This is a genomic window from Pontibacter diazotrophicus, assembly GCF_003367245.1.
In the GTDB taxonomy this organism is placed as follows: domain Bacteria; phylum Bacteroidota; class Bacteroidia; order Cytophagales; family Hymenobacteraceae; genus Pontibacter; species Pontibacter diazotrophicus.
Genome location: NZ_QRGR01000010.1, coordinates 174,818 through 196,276, shown reverse-complemented (window position 1 = coordinate 196,276; position 21,459 = coordinate 174,818). Strand labels below are relative to the sequence as shown.

General features: G+C 48.9%; 20 protein-coding genes. 15 read left to right on the top strand and 5 right to left on the bottom strand.

Annotated elements, in window-relative coordinates; all coding sequences use genetic code 11:
* Positions 1-5 precede the first annotated feature (5 nt).
* From DXT99_RS11050 to dnaK, 6 genes are all read left to right on the top strand, one after another.
* The gene (locus DXT99_RS11050) at positions 6-995 is read left to right on the top strand and encodes a DNA-directed RNA polymerase subunit alpha (protein WP_115565610.1); all 990 of its coding nucleotides are present in this window, start codon (positions 6-8) and stop codon (positions 993-995) included.
* 70 nt (positions 996-1,065) lie between these two features.
* Positions 1,066-1,689 carry a 50S ribosomal protein L17 gene (gene rplQ / locus DXT99_RS11045; RefSeq protein WP_115565609.1) on the top strand — a complete coding sequence of 208 codons (624 nt, stop codon included), beginning with the start codon at positions 1,066-1,068 and terminating at the stop codon, positions 1,687-1,689.
* Between the two features lie 75 nt (positions 1,690-1,764).
* Positions 1,765-2,877: a glutamine-hydrolyzing carbamoyl-phosphate synthase small subunit gene (gene carA, locus DXT99_RS11040; protein WP_115565608.1), complete on the top strand. Its 1,113-nt coding sequence runs from the start codon at positions 1,765-1,767 to the stop codon at positions 2,875-2,877.
* A 20-nt stretch (positions 2,878-2,897) separates the two neighbouring features.
* Complete coding sequence (eno, locus tag DXT99_RS11035; RefSeq protein WP_115565607.1) at positions 2,898-4,175, top strand: phosphopyruvate hydratase; 1,278 nt, start codon at positions 2,898-2,900, stop codon at positions 4,173-4,175.
* 91 nt (positions 4,176-4,266) lie between these two features.
* Entirely contained in the window at positions 4,267-4,563 is a 297-nt protein-coding gene (locus DXT99_RS11030) for an FtsB family cell division protein (protein WP_115565606.1), read from the top strand.
* 212 nt (positions 4,564-4,775) lie between these two features.
* Positions 4,776-6,641 (top strand): molecular chaperone DnaK, encoded by a 1,866-nt coding sequence (dnaK, locus tag DXT99_RS11025; protein ID WP_115565605.1) that lies wholly within the window; start codon positions 4,776-4,778, stop codon positions 6,639-6,641.
* A 153-nt stretch (positions 6,642-6,794) separates the two neighbouring features.
* On the opposite strand, the gene DXT99_RS11020 is transcribed toward dnaK, so the two are convergent.
* The 5 genes from DXT99_RS11020 to DXT99_RS11000 all read right to left on the bottom strand — a co-directional run bounded on the left by DXT99_RS11020 (position 6,795) and on the right by DXT99_RS11000 (position 11,611).
* The gene (locus DXT99_RS11020) at positions 6,795-7,133 is read right to left on the bottom strand and encodes a hypothetical protein (RefSeq protein WP_115565683.1); all 339 of its coding nucleotides are present in this window, start codon (positions 7,131-7,133) and stop codon (positions 6,795-6,797) included.
* Between the two features lie 5 nt (positions 7,134-7,138).
* Positions 7,139-8,206, bottom strand: coding sequence for an Ldh family oxidoreductase (locus DXT99_RS11015; protein WP_115565604.1), 1,068 nt, complete (start codon positions 8,204-8,206; stop codon positions 7,139-7,141).
* Positions 8,207-8,319: 113 nt separating this feature from the next.
* Positions 8,320-9,264 (bottom strand): Ppx/GppA phosphatase family protein, encoded by a 945-nt coding sequence (locus DXT99_RS11010; protein WP_115565603.1) that lies wholly within the window; start codon positions 9,262-9,264, stop codon positions 8,320-8,322.
* A gap of 550 nt (positions 9,265-9,814) precedes the next feature.
* A complete protein-coding gene (locus DXT99_RS11005; protein WP_115565602.1) occupies positions 9,815-10,327 on the bottom strand; it encodes a DUF1440 domain-containing protein in 513 nt (170 codons plus the stop codon).
* Positions 10,328-10,717: 390 nt separating this feature from the next.
* On the bottom strand, positions 10,718-11,611 hold the full coding sequence (locus tag DXT99_RS11000) for a class I SAM-dependent methyltransferase (RefSeq protein ID WP_115565682.1): 894 nt from the start codon (positions 11,609-11,611) through the stop codon (positions 10,718-10,720).
* 277 nt (positions 11,612-11,888) lie between these two features.
* On the opposite strand from DXT99_RS11000, the gene dapF reads away from it, so the two are divergent.
* From dapF to DXT99_RS10955, 9 genes are all read left to right on the top strand, one after another.
* Positions 11,889-12,689, top strand: coding sequence for a diaminopimelate epimerase (gene dapF / locus DXT99_RS10995; RefSeq protein ID WP_115565601.1), 801 nt, complete (start codon positions 11,889-11,891; stop codon positions 12,687-12,689).
* 19 nt (positions 12,690-12,708) lie between these two features.
* On the top strand, positions 12,709-13,227 hold the full coding sequence (locus DXT99_RS10990) for a GNAT family N-acetyltransferase (protein WP_115565600.1): 519 nt from the start codon (positions 12,709-12,711) through the stop codon (positions 13,225-13,227).
* 29 nt (positions 13,228-13,256) lie between these two features.
* Positions 13,257-13,703, top strand: a complete 447-nt coding sequence (locus DXT99_RS10985) for a GNAT family N-acetyltransferase (protein WP_115565599.1) — start codon at positions 13,257-13,259, stop codon at positions 13,701-13,703.
* 293 nt (positions 13,704-13,996) lie between these two features.
* On the top strand, positions 13,997-17,374 hold the full coding sequence (gene secA, locus DXT99_RS10980; RefSeq protein ID WP_115565598.1) for a preprotein translocase subunit SecA: 3,378 nt from the start codon (positions 13,997-13,999) through the stop codon (positions 17,372-17,374).
* Positions 17,375-17,493: 119 nt separating this feature from the next.
* Complete coding sequence (deoC, locus tag DXT99_RS10975) at positions 17,494-18,165, top strand: deoxyribose-phosphate aldolase (protein ID WP_115565597.1); 672 nt, start codon at positions 17,494-17,496, stop codon at positions 18,163-18,165.
* A complete protein-coding gene (locus DXT99_RS10970; RefSeq protein ID WP_115565596.1) occupies positions 18,149-18,661 on the top strand; it encodes a sporulation protein in 513 nt (170 codons plus the stop codon). The genes deoC and DXT99_RS10970 overlap by 17 nt, the downstream gene beginning before the upstream one ends.
* A 125-nt stretch (positions 18,662-18,786) precedes the next feature.
* A complete protein-coding gene (locus DXT99_RS10965; protein WP_115565595.1) occupies positions 18,787-19,974 on the top strand; it encodes a M20 metallopeptidase family protein in 1,188 nt (395 codons plus the stop codon).
* Positions 19,975-19,984: 10 nt separating this feature from the next.
* Positions 19,985-20,599 (top strand): hypothetical protein, encoded by a 615-nt coding sequence (locus DXT99_RS10960; RefSeq protein WP_147294202.1) that lies wholly within the window; start codon positions 19,985-19,987, stop codon positions 20,597-20,599.
* Positions 20,596-21,393 (top strand): DUF2490 domain-containing protein, encoded by a 798-nt coding sequence (locus DXT99_RS10955; protein ID WP_115565593.1) that lies wholly within the window; start codon positions 20,596-20,598, stop codon positions 21,391-21,393. Before DXT99_RS10960 ends, DXT99_RS10955 begins: the two co-directional genes overlap by 4 nt.
* Positions 21,394-21,459: the final 66 nt, after the last annotated feature.

Here is a 21,459-nt window from a genome sequence, read left to right as displayed (position 1 = left end):
CAAGTATGTCAATATTAGCATTTCAGATGCCAGAGAAAGTTGTGATGGAAAAAGCCGACGACTTTCATGGTTCATTTGAATTCAAGCCGCTTGAAAAAGGTTACGGTGTAACCATCGGTAATGCTCTGCGAAGAATTCTTCTTTCATCTTTAGAAGGATATGCCATCACGAGCATCCGTATAGGTGGTGTATTGCATGAGTTTTCGTCTGTTGAAGGGGTAGTTGAGGATGTCTCTGACATTATCCTTAACTTGAAGATGGTTCGCATGAAGAAAATCAGCGAAATGCAAGACGAAAAGATCACTGTTAGTCTAAGTGGTCAGGATACTTTTACTGCTGGTGATATAAACAAATTCACTTCCAGCTTCGAAGTGCTGAATCCGGAACTGGTGATTTGCCACCTGGATCCTAGCATCAACTTCGAGGTTGAGCTGACAGTTCAGAAAGGCCGTGGCTATGTGCCCGCTGATGAAAATAAGCCGGCTGAACAAGTATTCGGTCAAATCTCTATAGATGCCATCTATACACCTATAAAAAACGTGAAGTTTAGTGTGGAGAACACGCGTGTAGAGCAGAAAACTGACTACGAGAAGCTCGTTCTTGACATCCAGACAGACGGTTCGATTCATCCCGAGGAAGCATTGAAAGGTGCTGCCAACATCCTGATTCAGCATTTCATGCTGTTCTCTGACAATACCATGACATTCGAAACAGCCAAGCCTGAAGAGGAAGAAGCTGTAGACGAAGAATTATTGCATATGCGTAAAGTTTTGAAGACTTCTCTTCAGGACATGGATTTATCTGTGCGCGCATACAACTGCCTGAAGGCTGCCGATATCAAAACACTCGGCGACCTGGTGCAGTTGGACATCTCAGACATGATGAAGTTCAGAAACTTCGGTAAGAAGTCATTAACAGAATTAGAGAACCTGGTTCAGGAAAAAGGACTGGTTTTTGGTATGGACCTTTCTAAGTACAAATTAGAAGAAGATTAAATAATCTACGGCATAATTCCCTATCCCTGAAAAGGTTGATCGACGGTATGCACGTGCACAAATTACAATAATGAGACACGGTAAAAAAATCAATCACTTAGGAAGAACGGCGTCACACCGTAAGGCAATGCTGTCAAACATGGCAGCTTCCCTTATCCTGCACAAGCGCGTATCTACTACAGTAGCCAAGGCGAAAGCACTGCGTAAGTATGTGGAGCCTTTGTTAACTAAATCTAAAAACGATACTACTCACTCCAGAAGAACTTGTTTTGCTTACCTGCAGAACAAAGAGTCTGTAAAGGAGCTTTTTGATGAAGTATCTGTAAAAGTAGCAAACAGACCAGGCGGTTATACCCGCATCCTGAAGACTGGCTACAGACTGGGTGACAACGCAGAGATGTGTGTTATCGAGCTGGTAGACTACAACGAGGATATGCTGGCTTCAGCTTCTACTGCTACTGGTGGTGCGAAGAGAACGCGTCGCCGCGGTGGTAAGAAGAGCAGCGATGCCGCTAACACGGAGAACACAGAGGCTACAACAGCCACTGCACCTGTTACTGATGCTGGAACAGCAGCTCCGGCTGTTGAAGCAGCTGCTCAGGCTGAGACTGAAGCTCCTGCAGCATCTACTGACGCTACTAGTGCTCCTGAAGAATCTACTGATTCTAACGAAGAGACAAAAGATGCTAAGTAAGCTTTTTTTGTAAATATTTTAAAGGGACATGACGTAAGTCGTGTCCCTTTTTTATTTTTGTAACAAATCATTATTATGAAGAAGCAAATTTCAACAGAAGCGATACTTCTTTTAGAAGATGGTACCGTTTATAAGGGTAAAAGCCTCGGTCGAATTGGTACATCCGGCGGCGAGCTATGTTTCAACACCGGGATGACAGGTTATCAGGAAATCTTTACCGACCCATCCTATTATGGCCAAATGGTTGTGACCACTGTGTCTCATGTGGGTAACTATGGTGTACAACATCAGGAAGTAGAGTCAAACAAAATTCAGATCAGTGGCCTGGTTTGCAAAGATTTTTCCAGTCACTTCTCCCGGAAAACGGCTGAAGGCTCTTTGCAGGACTACTTTGAAAATGCAGGAGTGGTGGGCATTTGTGAGATAGACACCAGAGCGCTGGTACGCCATATCCGCGATAAGGGAGCTATGAACGCAATTGTCTCCTCAGAAACAACAGACATCGAGGAGTTGCGTAAAAAGTTGGCAGAGGTGCCGTCGATGGCTGGCCTGGAGCTATCCTCGAAGGTGAGTACTCCTGAAATCTATCATTTTACGCCGGAGGAGGTAAAGTATAGAGTAGCAGTGCTTGATCTTGGCGTCAAGCAAAACAGTCTCAAGAATCTGGTGGCGCGTGGCTGTGAAGTGAAGGTATACCCCTACAACACGCCCTTTGAAGAAATGGAACAGTGGAACCCGGATGGCTACTTTATATCTAACGGCCCCGGTGACCCTGCTGCTACGACAGTTGCGGTTAACAGCGTGAAGCAGATGCTGGAGAAACAGAAGCCGCTGTTTGGAATCTGTATGGGACACCAGATGCTGGCACAGGCCAACGGGATAGCCACTTATAAAATGCACAACGGACACCGCGGCTTAAACCACCCTGTAAAGAACCTGCGCACGGGTCGCTCTGAAATTACGAGCCAGAACCATGGCTTCGTAGTAGATGCCGAACAATTGCGAAATCATCCGGAAGTAGAGGTTACACATATCAACCTGAACGATAATACCATTGAAGGCATTCGTATGAAATCGAAGCCTGCCTTTTCTGTGCAATATCACCCCGAATCATCTCCAGGACCACACGACTCAGAATACCTTTTTGATGACTTCATCGAACTGTTAGAACAAAGTAAAATCAAGTAAAACTATTTTAGAAACAAAACATGAGCTTAATCACAGACATCAAAGCGAGACAAATCTTCGATTCAAGAGGAAATCCTACTGTTGAAGTAGATGTAACGACAGAATATGGTGCTTTTGGCCGTGCCGCAGTGCCTTCTGGTGCGTCTACGGGCGTGCACGAAGCAGTAGAACTGCGCGACAACGATAAGAGCAAATACATGGGCAAAGGCGTACTGCAGGCTGTGCAGAACGTGAATGAGAAAATTGCCGAAGAACTTATTGGTTTCCAGGTGTATGAGCAGAACCTGCTTGACAAGATAATGATCGAGCTGGATGGCTCTGGTAACAAAGGTAACTTAGGTGCTAACGCTATTTTAGGTGTGTCATTGGCTATTGCCCGTGCAGCCGCACAGGAGCTGAACATGCCGCTTTACCGCTATGTGGGTGGTGTGAACGCCAATACCTTGCCCGTGCCGATGATGAACATCCTTAACGGCGGTAGCCACGCAGACAATGCCATCGACTTCCAGGAGTTCATGATTATGCCTATAGGTGCTGAGTCTTTCTCTGAGGCACTGCGTATGGGTTCTGAGGTGTTCCATCACCTGAAGAACGTACTGAAGAAAAAAGGCCTTTCTACAAATGTAGGGGATGAAGGTGGCTTTGCTCCAAACATTGCTTCTAACGTAGAGGCAATAGAAGTAGTACTTCAGGCAATTGAAGCCGCTGGTTACAAGCCAGGCGACGACATGATGATTGCCATGGATGCTGCCTCCTCTGAGTTCTACGATGCATCTTCTGGCACTTATCACTTCAAGAAGTCTACCGGCGAAAAGCTTTCTTCTTCTGAGATGGTAAGCTACTGGAGTGAGTGGGTGAATAAGTACCCTATCATTTCACTGGAAGACAGTATGGCCGAGGATGACTGGAAAGGCTGGAAAGAACTGACTGATAAAATCGGTGACAAAGTGCAGCTGGTAGGTGATGACCTGTTTGTAACGAACGTAGACCGTCTGCAGCAAGGCATAGACCAGGGCGTTGCCAACTCTATCCTGATCAAAGTAAACCAGATTGGTACGCTAACGGAGACCATCGACGCCATTAACCTTGGCCGTCGCCATGGCTATAAGAGCGTGATGAGCCACCGTTCCGGCGAGACAGAGGACAACACCATTGCTGACCTTGCTGTTGCCCTGAACACGGGTCAGATCAAGACTGGTTCAGCTTCCCGCTCAGACCGTATGGCAAAATACAACCAACTGCTTCGCATTGAGGAGGAGCTTGGTGAAGTAGCTTACTTCCCTGGAAGAAAGTTCTAGTAACACAGAACATAAAATAAATATGCTAAGGCTGTGGGTTATCTGACTCACAGCCTTATTTTTGTATAAGAGCTTTTTTACCCTTACCGCTATGTACAGACGCATTCCCAGAATCTTCCGCAATTTCTATTTCATCACCTCTTTCCTGTTTCTAGTCTGGATGCTCTTTTTTGACTCCAATGACTTTATTACACAATACCAGATGAACAAAACCCTCAGTAATTTAGAGGAGGAAAAGGAGCATTACCTGGAGAAAATGGAGGAAGTGCAGCAGGACCGTAAGGAGCTTATGAGTAATTCTGAACTGCTGGAGAAGTTTGCCCGGGAGAAGTACCTGATGAAGCGCCCGAACGAAGACGTATTCATCATTGTGGAAAAAGAGGATTAGGAGTCTTGAACTTTAGGTCATGCACTACCTATAGAGGTTGCGAAAGGGGAACAGCACCCAAGGCCAACTAACAATCACTGGCTACCTGTAGCCCATTTAGAAGCTGCATCTAAACCGCTTACCCCACAAACAAATCCCTCCCCAAATTATTTGTAACTTTGTGCCCATGTGTCACCGCTAAACAGTAGTGACCTCACGTAATAACAGATACTATGGCAAAAGTTGCAATAAACCTTTCTACTGGTGCGCTTCAGCAGGCAGAAGTAATAGTAGGTATAGATTTAGGAACGACCAACAGCTTGGTGGCCTACATCCATCCTGAAGATAAGACACCCATCGCAATCAACGACCAGGGCCGAGGCACCATTGTGCCCTCGGTGGTGCACTTCACACAGAATGGCGAAACACTGGTGGGTACAGAGGCGAAAGAGTACCTCATCACTGATCCTGCGAATACCATTTACTCGGTGAAGCGCCTGCTTGGCAAATCCTACAGGGACCTTGGCGAGCATAAAGACTACTTCGGATATAAAATTATAGATGATGATAGCGAAGGACTGGTAAAAGTCCGGGTGAAGGATAAGTTTTATTCTCCTATAGAGCTATCAGCAGAAATACTAAAGGAACTGCGCGAACGGGCGGAGCATTCGCTTAAAACGCCGGTAAACCGTGCCGTTATCACCGTACCCGCTTACTTCAACGATTCGCAGCGGCAGGCTACCCGCGATGCCGGTAAACTGGCAGGGTTGGAGGTGCTCCGCATTGTGAACGAGCCAACTGCGGCCGCACTGGCCTACGGTATCGGCATTGACCCGAATGAGGAGAAGACAGTGGCGGTATATGACTTAGGCGGCGGTACGTTTGATATCTCTATCCTGAGCATACACCAAGGCATCTTTGAGGTACTTTCCACCAACGGTGATACTTATTTGGGCGGCGATGACTTTGACCGCGCCATCATCAACCACTGGATAAGCGAGAACCAGCTTGTTGCGGATACCATCAACCAGGATAAGAACCTGTCGCAGGAACTGCGCCTGAAAGCGGAGGAGGCAAAGAAAGCGCTGAGTTCTCAGGAAGTATATACCAGCAACATCAACGGTGAAATAGAATGTCACCTGGAGCGGCACACCTTCGAAGAGCTGATAGCGCCTATCGTAGCGAGAACAATGGATAGCTGCCGCCAGGCAATGGGCGATGCCAAGCTGAAGCCGGAGCAGATTGACGCCGTGATTATGGTGGGAGGCTCCACCCGTGTGCCGATGGTATACGATGCCGTGTCAGCGTTCTTCGGGAAGCCAGCGAATAACTCGCATAACCCGGACGAGGTAGTAGCACTGGGCGCCGCCATCCAGGCCGATATTCTGGCCGGTAACCGCAAGGATATCCTGCTACTGGACGTAACGCCGCTCACGCTGGGTATTGAAACGATGGGTGGCCTGATGGACCCCATCATCCCGAGAAACTCAAAGATTCCGACGAAGGCAGGGCGGCAGTATACTACTTCTGTGGACGGACAGGTGAACATGAAGATATCCGTTTTTCAGGGCGAGCGCGATATTGTGAAGGAGAACCGCAAGCTAGCCGAGTTTGATCTGAAAGGCATACCGGCCATGCCGGCAGGCTTCCCGAAAGTAGATGTGAACTTTATCCTGAATGCTGACGGTATCCTGAAGGTAGAGGCGGTAGAGGAGCGTTCCGGCACACGACAGGAGGTGGAAGTGAAGCCACAGTACGGCCTGACGGATGAGCAGGTAGAGCAGATGCTGATGGATTCCATCACGCACGCCAAAGACGACGTGTCGGCGCGTATGCAAATTGAGGCGCGCAGCACAGCCGAGCAGATGCTGTACCAGGTAGAGCGTTTCGTGGAGAAGAACGCAGAGCACCTGACGGAGGAGGAGATAGCGCTTACCCGTAAAAACGTGCAGAACCTGAAAGATGTACTGGCCTCCGGTGGCGACAAAGACGCTATTTATGGTGCCGTGGATGTGCTGGAAGCACAGACAAGCCCATTTGCAGAACGCGTCATGCAGATTTCCATCAAGAAGGCTATGTCTGGTAAAAAGATTGATTAATAAACACATATAGCTATAAAAATGAAAGCGCTGGCAGGTTTCTGTCAGCGCTTTTTGCTTTATTAAGTGTATCTATTGTAATTACTTCTAGGGCAACATCTCATACATAATACTCAAACAAAAAGCCTTGTGTCTTGATACTTGTGTCTTTTTTCAGTTTAACACCCCCAACACAAACTCCAACAAGTTATAATTGAAGTATAACAGTGTTACCGCCACAATCACCCCCACCATCACATTGGCATACGGCGCATCCTGTTCCCGCACTTCCCGCACCCCCCAATAAGTATAAGCCAGTAAGGCTATTAGTGCGTAAAGCAGCAGCAGGATAGGGATGGCCAGCAAAACCTCTACAGATGCAAACCGCCAGAAGTAGTTCAGCCCAAGCCACAGCACGTTCAGAGCCCAAGCGATCACCATCATCAGGATACTTCTGCTTCCGGAGCCTACGCCAATGCCTTTAAAGAACCTTGCTGTAGAGGTTTCTGCCATATCTTTCATAATTTAATGCCGAAGCGCTTACCCAGTTCCTCCAGGTCACGCGCAACAGGTGGCAGCAGCGGAATTCCTTTCTTCAGGCGCTTCTCCGTCATCTCGCGCTCCGGGTCTCCCGGAATCAGCACTGCCTTCTGGCCTTTCTTTACTTTTGCTTTACGGAAAGTTTCAATCCAGTTATCCATATGCGCTTTAAACTCGTCGGCCGGACGGAAAGCATCTACACGCATGGCACCCAGGAAATGACCGATGCCCTCTCCAACCAGGTTCTCAGCTACTGGCAGAAAGCTCACAAACGGAGGTACCCAAGGGCCATAATTAGCACCTGAAAGCACGGCAGAAAAGATATCCACAATAGAAGCAAGAGCATAGCCTTTATGGCTTCCGTGTACTTTGTCGCTGCCCAATGGCAGCAAGGCACCACCGTCCTTCAGTTCATTGGCATTGGTAGAGCGATCTCCCTCTTTTGTCTGAATCCAGCCTACGGGTGCCTTTTTCTCTTTCCGCTGTAATATCTCCAGCTTGCCATTGGCAGCGGAGGCAGTGGCAAAGTCTGCGACAAACGGGGGCTGGTTTTTAGTCGGAATGGCTACCGCAATCGGGTTCGTACCCAGCATACGGTCAGTAGAGAAAGTCGGGGCCACCAGTGGCGAAGCATTCGTCATGGCAATACCGATCATGTCGGATGATAATGCTTCCATGGCATGATAGCCTGCAATACCAAAGTGGTTCGAATTTTTCACTGATACCCAGCCTGTGCCTACCTTGGCTGCTTTGTCGATAGCGATGTCCATGGCCTTTGGGGCAATCACCAGGCCTAAGCCGCCGTCACCGTCCACAGTAGCGGTGCTGGGTGTTTCGTGCACAATGCGCATGTTTGGCTTTGGATTGATGCGGCCAGCTTCCCACAGGCGCACATAGCCGCTTAAACGGGCCACGCCATGAGAATCCACACCACGTAAATCAGCTTCTAAAAGTACCTCGGCAGCTAACTTGGCGTCATTGGGCGGACAGCCTATGTGCAGAAAAACATCTTGTGTAAAATCGAAAAGTTGTCTGTATGAATGCATAAAGGGTTGTTCTCTGATAGAGGCGGCAAATTAACAAATTATAGAACGAATGCCTTACTTCTACCTCCTGGATGGTAACTGTAACGGAGAAAGTCTATACTTCATGCACCAGTCTATACTCGCTCGTCCTCCAGAACCTTTTGCAGTACCCCTTCCTTCAGCGCATAAGCAGAAACCCGGATTTCCTGCAGGTTATAAGCCTCCAATACAAAGTCAACAGCGATGCTAGCCAGCACAATCATGTCCACGCGCATCTCCAGCATACCCGGTATAGCCAGACGCTCTTCATGGTTCTTGCGCAGCAGGTCGTGGTGTATCTGGTAAAAGTCGTCTATAGGCAGCACAGAGGCGGCTGGTTGGTTTTGCTGTCGGCTGGAGTCGCCTTTGCTTTGCGCATCAATGTCACACAGCGTATCGAAGGTACCGGAAGAACCTACTAAAACCTTCGGCTTGTATTGCGCCACAGCTTCAGTAAGTGGCTGTAGCTTTTCTCTTAGATACACTTTCTCTGCTTCGGCATTTTCCGGTGCAATGGGGTCTTGCTTGAAGAACTGGTCCATCAGGCGCTGCGCCCCGATTTCAAAGCTGCGTTTCCAGAAAATCTCCTGCTTATTGCAGATAATGAACTCCACACTGCCACCGCCAATGTCCATCACCAGCGACGTTTGCTCATCCAATACACCGGCTGATCGCACTCCATAGTAAATGAACTCGGCCTCCTTGTCTCCGTCAATTACCTCCACCTGTATGTCGGTCCACTTAAAAATATCCTTGATGAAGTCATCGCCATTCGAGGCATTCCGCACCATGCTCGTTGCCATTGCCCTTACTGTCTCCACCTCATGCTCATCAACCTGCCTTCTGAAATCCTTTAGCGTCCGGATAGCGCGCTCATAGGCTTCCGGCGCAATAGCTCCGTTGCTGATGCCGCCCTGCCCTAAACGTACCGGCACCTTCGTTTTCACGAAGTCATGCTGTTGGCCACCTTCATCTACCTCTGTAATTAGCAGGTGAAAAGTGTTGGTGCCCATGTCTATAAGTGCGAAGCATTTTTTCATAAAGACGGGGAGTAATGGTTTCAAAGTAGCGTTAGGTTTATATACTCTCTTGGTATCAATTGGCAAACAAAATTGATGTACGGAAGCAAGTAGATGATACTTTAATTCAAGTGAGGCGCGTAAATGCCCTATCTCAGGAAAGGATAAATTACCTGTATTGACTTCCGTACGAAGTCTCCGCTAATGAGTTATTTAGCGGAATCCCAAAGGTATACAATCAACGTGATGAAGTTAAAGTGCTACGGGCACAAAAAAGAGGTAGCACGTGCTGCTATTGCTATCAGGTAAACCTTTCCATTAGCTCCACTCCAACGGCAAAGGCCCCCTTTCACTTGATAGTACGCTACCTATGATGTCAATAGTTAAATGGGTAGTCTGCTTTTATCATCGCTGCTTTTCAATAAAACGATGCTGGCAAACCCATAAAAGAAGCCTGGGTAGTGGCCCCAGGCTTCTTTGTTTCTCATTTTGTTCTTTAACAAAATAGAGGCTCTTCGTATTCCTGAACCTGTATGCCTTCTCAACAAGGAGGGGAACGGACAGTAACAGGTTATTCTGGTAATGCTTTATCCAGCATTCTCAGCATACCATCAGTAACCATTCCTACTGCAAGGTGGCCAGCCAAGCCCCTGGCGTGCGCCTGCCATGGGTAAGCCATAGGCCCTGAGGACAGACCTGTCACCGGTGCTACTAACTCATCCATCACTACAAAAAGGCCAAACCCGTATAGAGACCCTCCTCCTGCGTCCAGTCCCTTTACCTTGTGCCGTAATGCGGCGTAAAGCATCCCCGGTGCCATCCCCAGAAAATAGTGCACGCCCCTTCCTGCCATCCAACGCTGCCTGTCAGTAAGATCTGCTCCGGTTGCCTCAAGTGCTTTGTCAACTGCCACGTCTGCCACATACTTTCCGTGCACTTGTGCTTTTTTCTCTTTCAAATATGCTTTGGGGTCTTCATTCTTGTACATGTACCAGGTAATCCTATCCATTACCCACACGGAAGCTGCTCCTGCGATGGCACCTTTTATCAATTCTGCTGCTATACTTCTTGAACCTTTTGACATATCAATTCTTTAAAATAAAAAACATCTACTAATTTGCTGTTAAGTGACTTATATTACGGGCTCAGCAGGTGGTGGTTCTTATTAAAAGCCGTAAAGGCTGAATTGTGGAAGAAGCTAAAAACGCAGAGTCGGGAAGAGGAAGGCGACGGCTGCGCAGCCTTGTTCAAGCTTAACCCTGCATGGCTTTTTTAGCAAGAGAAATGTGGTATAGGCATTTATCGGAATGGTGTAAGCTATTAAGAAAAGAAACAAGACAAATCAGGTAATGGTGATTACAGGAGCCACCAGCGGTACTGGCAAAGCCACTGTGCTGAAGTGCCGGAAGGGGAGGAAGTGTTGTATTGGCTGCGCAAAGCAGGAAAGTACTAGAAGAGATAGCCACAGAATATATTACCTCCCCACCGAACTAAACCTAAAAAACGTCCCTAACGGCAATCTCCTGTTGCCGTTATCGTGCAGGTATAGCTCCCCCAGTTCTTCGTTCTGCACCTGCTCTCCGAATGTCTCCCGCATCAGGTTATCCAGAATCATGGCGGAGAAGCCGATGGAGTAGAGGTTAATGAGCAGGAAAAAATCCGTTTTGTCCAGCAGTTCGCGGCACAGCTTCACCATCTCGTTCAGCTCGTTTTCCAGCTGCCATTTTTCGCCGTTCGGGCCGCGGCCATAGGAGGGAGGGTCCAGGATGATGCCGTTGTAGGTGTTGCCGCGCTTTACCTCCCGGCGGGCATACTTCATGGCGTCTTCCACAATCCAGCGCACGTTGTCGAGGTTGCTGGCTTCCATGTTGTCGCGGGCCCAGAAGTTTACCTGCTTCACCGAATCGAGGTGCGTTACGTCGGCTCCGGCAGCTTTGGCGGCGAGTGTGGCGGCACCTGTATAGGCAAACATGTTCAGCACCTTTGGCTGCGGCGTCTGCAATCTTCGGGTAGTATCATAAATAAATTTCCAGTTGCTGTCCTGCTCCGGAAACAGGCCCACATGTTTAAAAGAGGATAATCCTAAACGAAAGCGCAGTTTCAGGTCGTTGTAGTTATAGTTGATGTACCACTGCTCGGGCATTCCTTTCTTCAGCTGCCACTGGCCCTTTTCGGTGCTGTTTTTGTCGCGGGTAAATACAGCATTGGCCATTCGCTGCCACTCCTGCTCTGGAAGGTGCTTGTCCCAAATGGCCTGAGGCTCAGGGCGCGCCACATAATATTGGCCAAAGCGTTCCAGTTTCTCGAAATTTCCGGAATCTACCAATTCATAATCATCCCAGTTTTCTGTTGTAAGAAAGGAATACATATCTTTGTCGTTAATTTCTGGCTGTGTGCCGGTTAGAGGTAGAGGCAAAAGTACTTAAGAGCCTGTTTAAATTTCGTTTTTGTAAGCGAAAATTGCTCAGAAAGGGTTCTGGCGAAACGGTTTTAGAGCTTCATAGCAGCGCTATGGAGTGAGAAAACTGTGATGACAGGTTCCTTTATGGGCAATTTGCAGCGCAAAGGATGACGTTTAAGCAGGCTCTCGTATCCACCGAACCTTAAAAGGTGCACGCAGTCGCCTATTTTTTTGTTACACTGATATGGCAATAACCTTTTATAAGTACCAGGGCACGGGGAACGACTTCGTGATGGTCGATAATCGTAAACATTCTTTTCCTACAGACGATGAAACGTTTGTAAAGCAAATTTGTGACAGACGCACCGGCGTTGGGGCAGATGGATTAATTCTGCTGCAGGACCATCCGGACTACGACTTTGAGATGGTGTACTACAACGCCGACGGCCGCTTAGGCTCCATGTGCGGGAATGGCGCGCGCTGCACGGTGCGTTTTGCAAGGCAATTGGGCGTGATAGAAGACGTGGCTTGTTTCCTGGCCGCCGATGGAGAGCATCAGGCCAGCGTGGAGCGTGACCTCATCCAGCTAAAGATGAATGACGTGCAGCAGATAGAGCAGATTGGAGCAGATTTTTACCTGAACACCGGTTCTCCGCACTATGTACGCTTTGTCGATAACGTGCAGGATCTGGACGTGTATGCAGAAGGCCGTGCCGTCCGCTACAACGAGCGCTTTGCAGCAGAGGGCACAAACGTGAACTTTGTACAGCGGATTTCAGAGGATGAAATATTTGTGCGCACCTATGAGCGCGGTGTGGAAGATGAAACACTTTCGTGCGGAACGGGCGTTACCGCCTGTGCTTTGGTGGCAGGCTTGAAAGGGCTAAAGAGCCCCGTGCAGGTAAAAACCTTAGGCGGTGAGTTGGAGGTAACCTTCAAACAAGATGGAGATACCATCAAACACATCAACCTGGTAGGGCCGGCGAAGCAAGTCTTCACAGGTTCTGTGCCGCTGCAGCAGGCGCAGCCACAACAGCAACTGTAAACCCTAAATCCCAATCAGCGTGTTTCTACGTTCAGAAAAAACATATCTCAGAGCTTTAGAACCCACTGATCTGGATTTTTTATACACCCTCGAAAACGATACGTCTGTCTGGCATGTAGGCAATAGCCTCACCCCCTACTCGAGATTTGTGCTGCAAGCGTATCTCGAAAATGCCACCCTCGACATTTACACTGTAAAACAGCTACGGCTGGTTATCTGCAATCAGGAGGACCAGGCCACCGGGGCTATTGACCTCTTCGATTTTGACCCCTTGCACAGGCGGGCAGGTTTGGGCATTGTGGTGGCTGCTCCGCATAGGGGCAAAGGGCATGCGCCGGAGGCACTTCAACTGTTGCTAGACTATTGCCAGAGCACCTTGCTGCTACACCAGGTATACTGCACCGTTACGGCCACAAACCTGGCCAGCATCAATCTTTTTCAGAAAGCCGGTTTCGAAAGAGTTGGTATCCGCAAAGACTGGCTGCAAACACCCACTGGCTGGCAGGACGTGGTAGAGTTTCAGAAGGTGCTTTCGTAAGAAAAGTTTCAAATAATCTTTGTGCTGATATGTCAGGAATAGTTTTTCGCCGCGCAACAGTAGGAGATATTGAAGGCATGTTTAGAGTGCGGATGGCGGTACTGGAAAACCAGTTGTCAGACCCTTCGCGGGTTACGCCTGCTATGTGTAGTAAGATGTTGCAGGAAAAAGGAGCTGGTTGGGTATGTGAGGCAGAGGGTGAAGTGGTCGGCTTCGCGATTGTAGACCTATCACGGTCAAACATCTGGGCATTGTTTGTTGACCCGCTGTTTGAGAAGAAAGGGACTGGCAGGGAATTGCACGACCTGATGGTGACCTGGAGTTTTGATGCCGGGCAGTCTAAGCTGTGGCTTTCTACAGACCCCGGTACCCGGGCAGAAGCATTCTACAGAAAGGCCGGCTGGGTAGGAACGGGTATAGAACAGAATGGAGAAATCAGGTTTGAGTTAAACAACCCTGATTCCACGATATACTAATTATCGTTCAAGTCGCGCAACGTCTCCGTCAGAAAGAACCAACAGTAGGAAAATTGTAGCGATCAAAATCGAACTTCTGCCACATTGCCACACGTTACCTAGTATGGCATAGCTTATTATGCTGCTGGTTTAAGTATAGCAAAAGCTATATGCTTTAGCGGAAAATTTGGCAGAAAAGCTATACAACTGTTATTCTGGTACTGTTTTAGTACAAGACACAAAGAATGTCGGAAAAACAGCTTATTTTTGACGATAATACGAACAGAGGATTTAATTAAAGAAGATACATACACATGCTTGATTTTTTCGGTAAAACCGTTGCGAAACTATTCGGAACCAAATCCGACAGGGATATTAAAGAGGTTGTACCTTACGTATCTAAAATAAACGAAGAATACCTTAAGCTTGCGGATATCACCGATGACCAGCTTCGCCAGAGAACGGAGGAGATCAAGGGCATTATTGATGAGCGGCTTAAGCCCACAGACGATAAAATTGCTGCGCTTCACAAGCGTATAGCCGACGAGCCGGAACTGAACATTGTCCAGAAAGAGAATATCTTCGCTGAGATTGATGAGTTGGAAAAGGCGCGTAACAAAGAGCTGGAGGTTGTGCTGTTGGAAGTGCTGCCTGCTGGTTTTGCTGTTGTGAAGGAAACAGCCCGCCGCTGGAAAGAAAATGGACAGCTAGTCGTTTCGGCTACTGATAAGGACCGTGCACTGGCTGCCCGCAAGCCAAACGTACAGATTGATGGCGACAAAGCTATCTGGGCGAACAGATGGCTGGCCGCAGGCAGTGAGGTGACCTGGGACATGCTGCACTATGATGTACAGCTAATAGGTGGTGTTGTGCTGCACCAGGGCAAGATTGCAGAGATGGCGACGGGTGAAGGTAAAACCTTAGTGGCTACCTTGCCTGCCTACCTGAATGCACTGGCGAAACGCGGCGTGCACGTGGTAACGGTAAACGACTACCTGGCCAAGCGTGACTCTGAGTGGATGGCGCCTTTATTTGAGTTTCATGGCATGTCCATCGACTGTATCGACAAGCACCAGCCAAACTCTGAGGCCCGCCGCAATGCCTATAAAGCTGATATTACTTACGGTACCAACAACGAGTTCGGCTTCGACTACCTGCGCGACAACATGTCCAGAGAGCCGCAGGACTTGGTACAGCGCAAGCACCATTACGCCATGATTGATGAGGTGGACTCCGTATTGATTGACGATGCGCGTACGCCATTGATCATCTCTGGTCCGGTGCCACGTGGCGATGAACATGAGTTTTACCAACTGAAGCCACGCATTGCCATGCTGGTGGAGGCGCAGCGTAAAATCGTGAATAACTACCTGACAGAGGCAAAGCGCTTAATCAAAGAAGGAAACACACAGGATGGTGGACTTTCCCTGTTCCGTGCGTACCGTGGCCTGCCAAAGAGCAAGCCCTTGATTAAGTATCTGAGTGAAATGGGTAACCGTGCCGTGCTGCAGAAGACAGAGAACCACTTCCTGCAGGACAACTCGCGCATGATGCCGGAGGCGGATGAACCGCTGTACTTTACCATCGACGAAAAGCACAACCAAATCGAACTGACGGAGAAAGGTATTGACCTGATCACCGGACAGGGAGAAGACCCGGAGCTTTTCATCCTGCCGGATATTGGTACAGAAATAGCCAACATCGAAAACAACAAGTCACTTTCTGAGGAAGAGCAGCTGCACGCGAAAGAAAAACTGATAGCAGACTATCAGGAGAAAACAAAGCGCGTGCATACCATCAACCAGCTGCTGAAGGCTTATACCCTTTTCGAGAAAGACACAGAGTACATTGTAACAGCAGACCACAAGGTGAAAATTGTGGATGAGCAGACAGGCCGCGTAATGGAAGGCCGTCGCTATTCTGACGGATTACACCAGGCGATTGAGGCGAAAGAAAATGTGAAGGTAGAAGATGCCACACAGACTTACGCAACTGTTACGCTGCAGAACTACTTCCGTATGTACCACAAGCTATGTGGTATGACGGGTACAGCCGAAACAGAAGCAGGCGAGTTCTGGGATATCTATAAGCTGGATGTGGTGGTAATTCCGACTAACCGTCCGATTCAAAGACAAGATGAGCACGACAAGGTATTTAAAACTACCCGTGAGAAATACAATGCCGTAGCCGACGAGATCGTGGAGCTGACAGAGAAGGGCCGTCCGGTACTGGTAGGTACTACTTCGGTAGAAATATCAGAGCTCCTGAGCCGCATGCTGACCATGCGCAAGATCAGGCACCAGGTACTGAACGCAAAGATGCACCAGAAAGAAGCGGAGATTGTAGCCGAGGCTGGTAAGCCAGGAACGGTAACAATCGCTACAAACATGGCAGGTCGTGGTACCGACATTAAGCTGGCACCGGAATCAAAAGCTGCCGGTGGTCTGGCCATTGTGGGTACAGAGCGCCATGAGTCCCGCCGTGTAGACCGCCAGCTGCGTGGTCGTGCCGGTCGCCAGGGAGACCCGGGTTCTTCGCAGTTCTTCGTGAGTCTGGAAGATAACCTGATGCGCCTGTTCGGCTCTGACCGTATTGCCCGCCTGATGGACCGTATGGGTCTGGAAGAAGGCGAGGTGATTCAGCACTCTATGATCACGAACTCTATTGAGCGTGCGCAGAAGAAGGTGGAGGAAAACAACTTCGGACAGCGTAAGCGCCTGCTGGAGTACGATGACGTGATGAACGCACAACGTGAGGTGGTGTACAAGCGCCGTCGCAATGCCCTGTACGGTGAGCGTCTGGAGCTGGATATCTGGAACATGATCTACGATATCAGCGAAGACGTGGTGGTGAGTTACAAGAACATCAACGACTATGCTAACTTCGAGCTGCATATTATCCGTGTGTTCGGTATCAACACCCAGATTACAGAGGATGAGTTTAAATCTGTGCCGGCCAACCAGTTGGCAGAGCGCCTGTACAACGAGGCACTGAACCATTACCTGGAGAAGAACAAGAAAACAGGTGAGCAGGCTTACCCAATTATCTCCGACATCCATCAGAACCGTGGACCGATGATTGAAAACGTTGCAGTGCCGTTTACAGACGGCAAGCGCCAGCTGGCCGCTGTGGCGAACCTGACCAAAACGTATGAGTCACATGGTATGGAGCTGATCCGTGCTATGGAGAAGATTATCACGCTGGGCACCATCGACCAGGCCTGGACAGAGCACCTGCGCCAGATGGATGACCTGAAGCAAAGTGTGCAGAATGCGGTGTACGAACAGAAAGACCCGCTGTTGATTTACAAGTTCGAGTCGTTTGAGCTGTTCAAGCGCATGATTGGCAAAGTAAATGAGCAAACGATCCAGTTCCTGTTCCATGCCTATATTCCGGTGCAGGCACCACAGCAGGTGCAGCAGCCTATAAGGCCACCAATGGCACCAAAGCCACCGGTGTTGCAGGAGCAGAAGCAGGAAGTGCATTCATCGCTGGAGAATCAGGCTGGCCAAACGACAACGCCAGCTCCGGAGCCGGAGAAAATTATGCCGGCGCACTCTCAGAAGGTAGCAGGCCGTAACGACCGCGTAAGCGTGCAGTACAGCGATGGCCGCGTGCTGAAAGACGTGAAGTTCAAGAATGTGGAGGAAGACCTGCTGAACAACCGCTGCATGCTGATTGACGAAAAATAGGGCAAATCATTGTCTTGAATCAAGATAGAGAAGCGCCTCATACAAGTACATACACAAAGGAAAAGGATATAAGGGAAGTGAATTCTTTCTCTTATGTCCTTTCTCTTTTAGCTTATTTTATGGAAGCAGACGAACTGGCTACTTATATCGATCATACCCAGCTGCGCCCCGAGGCAACTGCCAACCAGGTGGTGCAGCTTTGCAACGAGGCACGCAACTATGGCTTCGCTGCTGTTTGTGTGGCTCCATGCTATGTAGCCTTGGCTAAAGAGAGCCTCGGCCCCGGCGCGCTGGTGAAGGTGGCGACAGTAATTGGATTTCCGCTGGGCTACCACCACGAAAAGGTAAAGCTGCTGGAGACGCACCAGGCCATAGAAGACGGCGCTACTGAAATTGATGTGGTGATGAATATCTCTGCCTTCAAATCAGGGAAGTATGCAGCCGTGGAAAAAGAACTGAGTGAACTGGCCCAGTTTTGCCACCTGAAGAAAGCGGAGCTCAAAGTAATCATCGAAACAGCTCTGTTATCTCCGGAGGAAATTGAGAAAGCCTGTGAAATTTGCGTTGCTGCAGAAGCGGATTACGTAAAAACCTCTACGGGCTTTGCCTCGCGTGGTGCGTCTGTGGAAGATATAAAGCTGATGCGCCGCGTACTGCCGAATCAGGTCAAGATCAAAGCATCAGGAGGCATTAAAACATTTGCCGATGCCGAAGCGTTTATCAAGGCTGGTGCCGACAGGTTAGGCTGTTCTGCCAGCGTTAAAATAGTTACCCATGAACAGAATAGTTAGTCTTTTCCTTTTGCTCGCTTTCGTTATCAGTGCTGCCTGTTCCTCTCCGTCGGCCAGGGCCACGGGAGATACAGGCAGGGGAACTACAAGAGTTAAAGTAGCGGAAGACCTGAGCCAGTACCGGCCTAAATATCCGATGGATGATGCCGCTGCGCCTGTGGCACGTATAGAGCCCACCAACCACGTAAACCAAAAAGTGGCCGTGCTGATGGATACCGTGGCAAGCGTAAACAAAAACATTAAGTATGCACAAGGCTATCGCATTCTAGCCTACAATGGCTCTGAGCGCCAGACAGTCATGGACCTGCGGAAATCTATTATTGCACGGGTGCCGGAAGAGAAAGATTACCTGACCTACCAGCAGCCTAATTTCCGCCTGAAGGTAGGGGACTTCTTTAGCCGTGTAGAGGCGCAACAGGTGCTCAATCAGCTATCAGACCTTATTCCGAACGCACAGATAGTGCAGGAACAGATTAACATTAACAAGTCGTACTGAGCGATCAGACTATAGACGTTAGACAAAAGACAATGGACTTTATTAAAAGCGTTGCGGCCTGATATAGTCGCAACGCTTTTTTATTTTTGATACCACAGCACATACCCGCATTAGCCTATTGATTTATGAGCACTGTAGATAAAGTAAAAGAACTGGCACAAGCCTACGCCCCCGACACCGTGCAGGTGCGCCGACACATACACGCCAATCCTGAACTGTCGTTTGAGGAGCACAACACCGCCGCTTATGTAAAGCAGGTGCTGGAGAGCTATGGCCTAGAGCCCGCTCCGATGGCTGGAACAGGTCTGGTAGCGCTGATTGAAGGAAAGAACCCGGAGAAAAGAACCATTGCCCTGCGCGCCGATTTAGATGCCCTGCCCATAGTTGAGGCAAATGAGGTGGCTTATAAATCTAGAAACGAAGGCATCATGCATGCCTGTGGCCATGATGTACACACGGCCTCCCTCCTGGGCGCGGCCCGTATTCTGCAGGAACTGCGGGAGGAGTTTGAGGGCACTGTAAAGCTTATCTTTCAGCCAGGGGAGGAAAAATTCCCGGGCGGAGCCTCCATCATGATCAAAGAAGGCGTGCTGCAGAACCCGGCTCCTGAAAAGATAGTAGGCCAGCACGTTTTCCCGATGCTGCCGGCAGGCAAAGTAGGCTTCCGGTCCGGTATGTACATGGCGAGTGCCGACGAAATTTACATCACAGTGAAAGGCAAAGGCGGGCACGCAGCCATGCCCGAGCAGAACATAGACACCGTGCTGATAGCCTCACACCTTATTGTGGCACTGCAGCAGATTGTGAGCCGCCATGCCAGCCCGAAAGTGCCTTCGGTGCTATCTTTCGGTAAAATTGAGGCAAAGGGAGCAACCAATGTGATTCCGGATGAGGTGAAGATAGAAGGTACCTTCCGGACGATGAACGAGGTATGGCGGAAAGAGGCGCACAAGCGTATTAAGAAACTGGCCGAAGGCCTCTGCGAGAGCATGGGCGGCAGCTGCGATATCGACATCAAGAATGGCTACCCTTTTCTGCAGAACGACCCGGAACTGACGGAGAGAGCCCGCGCCGCCGCAGAATCATACTTGGGCGCAGACAATGTGGTGGATCTGGATTTATGGATGGGAGCAGAGGACTTTGCCTACTACTCCCAGGAAGTTCCTGCCTGCTTCTACCGCCTCGGCACCCGCAACGAGGCACGCGGCATTGTGTCAGGAGTGCATACCCCTACCTTTAATATAGATGAGGCCGCCCTCGAAACGAGTATCGGGCTGATGGCCTATGTGGCACTGCAGGAGTTGAAGGCTTAAAAACATGGCCATGGAGGACGCTGAAAACTTAAGTTTTAATTTGTCAGCAGGTATGTTCGACAGAAAGCGGACACTCCGGCTTGCTCCTGATTATTTTGAGTATGAAGCCAACTATCTGGAACCAGGCCGGCTAATCAAAATCGACAGGGAGGATATTCTTGACATCAAGTTCAACATGAACTGGATAATATGGTACCGGTTTTATGTAGGCTGCGATTTCAGGATTGATGTTAAAACGAGAGAAAACGGTATCTTTAGAATTAAGTTTGTTAGCTACTTCGAGAAGAACAATGCCTACATAAGGGCCTATAACAGCATCGTCAACTGGATGTGGGAACACTACCTCCGCGGCATTATCGACCATCACCTCCAGGAGTTTTACCAGACGCATGAATTTCAGATAAGGCAGGTGCGAATGACAGATGAAGGCGTTTATTTTATAAACCAGGACCACCTGGCTTACTGGGAGGAAGTGGGAGTAAAGGAGTATGAGGATTATTTTGCTATCTTCAATCAAAGCTATCCGGAGCTGAATGAAAGGATTTTATTTGATGAATGGGAAAGTGAGATTCTGCTTGGTATGATTGAAGCACTGAAGGAAAAGCATTATAACGAAAATAAATGAAGAAACTTTACCCATTCCTGCTGCTGGTTTTGCTTCCGCTCTTCACCCTGGCCCAGGACAAAGTAACGGCTCCTGCCGCTATCTGGCCTGAACTGCAGGTAAATTATGGTATAGGCGAGGATGGCTTACTGTTCTTCCGGAACCAGTACCGCATCAACACCGATACCCGCTACAACGACCTTCGGGAGACGGGACCACTAAGCACTTTTGAGCGTATAGAACTGGCGCTAGGGTATGAACATACCTTTACTGACCATTGGCGGGGCGGGGCGATGCTCCGTTATGCCGCCGAAGATTATCCTAAGTCTGCCTTCGGCGCTTTATTTCTGCGCCATAATGGAAGTATCAAAAGCCTGTTCTTTAATAAGCAGGTGATGGCGGAATATGTAAACCAGGAAAACCTGGATGCCTCCGTCCGTTTTCGTTTGACTGGTGAGTTAGGAAAGCAGTTTCCACTCAGAAGTAAATTTATTACCCCAAGCATTTCTTATGAAGCCCTGCTGCTATCTGGTTTAGGCAAAGATGAAAATATGGAAACACAAGAGCGTGGCATTGACCGTACACGCTTGCGTATCAATATAACCTATGAACTAACAGATAAGCTGCGCCTTACGCCATACTTCATGCGCCAGACAAACTATTACTATGCCCTGGTGTCGCCGGTTTATAATGAGGAGGAGCAATTGATAGAAGAAGGCTATACCACAAAGCGCAACCGCATATCACCGGTTGTGGGGCTGGAACTGAAGTATACTATCAATAAAGTCGCTAACACTGCCAGTATTACTTACTAAAAGTATGCTAACTGTAAAATGGTCAGTCACTTAGCTTATTTTTATGGCTGAAAATGACATTTTTAC

Bases quoted from the DNA above. Each gene is read 5' to 3' on its own strand.
- carA (WP_115565608.1), top strand. From the start codon at position 1,765: ATGAAGAAGCAAATTTCAACAGAAGCGATACTTCTTTTAGAAGATGGT.
- DXT99_RS11000 (WP_115565682.1), bottom strand. From the start codon at position 11,611: ATGTATTCCTTTCTTACAACAGAAAACTGGGATGATTATGAATTGGTA.
- DXT99_RS10965 (WP_115565595.1), top strand. From the start codon at position 18,787: ATGAGCACTGTAGATAAAGTAAAAGAACTGGCACAAGCCTACGCCCCC.
- dapF (WP_115565601.1), top strand. From the start codon at position 11,889: ATGGCAATAACCTTTTATAAGTACCAGGGCACGGGGAACGACTTCGTG.
- deoC (WP_115565597.1), top strand. From the start codon at position 17,494: ATGGAAGCAGACGAACTGGCTACTTATATCGATCATACCCAGCTGCGC.
- DXT99_RS11020 (WP_115565683.1), bottom strand. From the start codon at position 7,133: ATGGCAGAAACCTCTACAGCAAGGTTCTTTAAAGGCATTGGCGTAGGC.
- DXT99_RS10960 (WP_147294202.1), top strand. From the start codon at position 19,985: ATGGAGGACGCTGAAAACTTAAGTTTTAATTTGTCAGCAGGTATGTTC.
- DXT99_RS10970 (WP_115565596.1), top strand. From the start codon at position 18,149: ATGAACAGAATAGTTAGTCTTTTCCTTTTGCTCGCTTTCGTTATCAGT.
- DXT99_RS11030 (WP_115565606.1), top strand. From the start codon at position 4,267: ATGTACAGACGCATTCCCAGAATCTTCCGCAATTTCTATTTCATCACC.
- dnaK (WP_115565605.1), top strand. From the start codon at position 4,776: ATGGCAAAAGTTGCAATAAACCTTTCTACTGGTGCGCTTCAGCAGGCA.
- DXT99_RS11050 (WP_115565610.1), top strand. From the start codon at position 6: ATGTCAATATTAGCATTTCAGATGCCAGAGAAAGTTGTGATGGAAAAA.
- secA (WP_115565598.1), top strand. From the start codon at position 13,997: ATGCTTGATTTTTTCGGTAAAACCGTTGCGAAACTATTCGGAACCAAA.
- DXT99_RS11005 (WP_115565602.1), bottom strand. From the start codon at position 10,327: ATGTCAAAAGGTTCAAGAAGTATAGCAGCAGAATTGATAAAAGGTGCC.
- DXT99_RS11010 (WP_115565603.1), bottom strand. From the start codon at position 9,264: ATGAAAAAATGCTTCGCACTTATAGACATGGGCACCAACACTTTTCAC.
- eno (WP_115565607.1), top strand. From the start codon at position 2,898: ATGAGCTTAATCACAGACATCAAAGCGAGACAAATCTTCGATTCAAGA.
- DXT99_RS10985 (WP_115565599.1), top strand. From the start codon at position 13,257: ATGTCAGGAATAGTTTTTCGCCGCGCAACAGTAGGAGATATTGAAGGC.
- DXT99_RS11015 (WP_115565604.1), bottom strand. From the start codon at position 8,206: ATGCATTCATACAGACAACTTTTCGATTTTACACAAGATGTTTTTCTG.
- DXT99_RS10955 (WP_115565593.1), top strand. From the start codon at position 20,596: ATGAAGAAACTTTACCCATTCCTGCTGCTGGTTTTGCTTCCGCTCTTC.
- rplQ (WP_115565609.1), top strand. From the start codon at position 1,066: ATGAGACACGGTAAAAAAATCAATCACTTAGGAAGAACGGCGTCACAC.